Consider the following 789-nt stretch of genomic DNA (forward strand, 5'->3'; position numbering starts at 1 on the left):
CAGAATTTGTTTGCGATAGCTTTAATCATTTATTAGAAATGTTGTCTTCCAATAAAAAGAATGATATACTGACAAATTTCAAATAGGTTTATAACAAGCAGATAAATCTCTCTGAAAGATTGATTATCCACCGAACATTATGTGCCACAAAAAAAGAAAATGAGAATATGAAACAAGAATTTGAAGGTTTTGATTTTACAAACTTTTGGGATGATAATTACTATGCCCGCAAGGAGTATATCAGTGATGCCCCAACTGATGAATTGATAGCTGATGTAGAGAAAGAATTAGGATACAAGTTGCCAGCTTCCTATATATGGCTGATGAAGCAGCATAATGGAGGCATCCCTTTCAATACATGCTTCCCTACTGATTCACCCACAAATTGGGCTGAAGACCATATTGCTATAACTGGCATTTACGGTATAGGTAGGGAAAAGGACTATTCACTATGTGGAGAAATTGGCAGTCAGTTTATGATTGATGAATGGGGATATCCGGAAATAGGTGTGGCTATTTGTGACTGTCCGAGTGCTGGGCATGATATGATTTTCTTGGATTATCGAGAATGTGGTCCATTCGGAGAACCAAAAGTTGTGCATATCGATCAAGAATCAGATTTCAAAATAACTACATTAGCAGAAAATTTTGAGGATTTTATACGAGGGCTTGAAAATGCTGAGAAATATGAGGAATAGTAAGTAAGGCACATAACAAGCGGAAGAATCTCCCTAAATGGTCGATTATCCGCCGAACATTAGTTGCGGTCAAAAACGAAATAAAAATGAA

The 789-nt window shown here is 36.4% G+C and carries 1 protein-coding gene and 1 pseudogene; both read left to right on the top strand.

Annotated features, from left to right (window positions below; translation table 11 throughout):
- Nucleotides 1-86 (top strand): annotated as a pseudogene (locus HMPREF2794_RS30070) (SMI1/KNR4 family protein); the annotation flags it as partial.
- 81 nt (nt 87-167) lie between these two features.
- On the top strand, nt 168-698 hold the full coding sequence (locus tag HMPREF2794_RS26835) for an SMI1/KNR4 family protein (RefSeq protein WP_004295476.1): 531 nt from the start codon (nt 168-170) through the stop codon (nt 696-698).
- Nucleotides 699-789: the final 91 nt, after the last annotated feature.

This window comes from Bacteroides sp. HMSC067B03 (assembly GCF_001811315.1).
GTDB classification, from domain to species: Bacteria; Bacteroidota; Bacteroidia; order Bacteroidales; family Bacteroidaceae; genus Bacteroides; species Bacteroides faecis.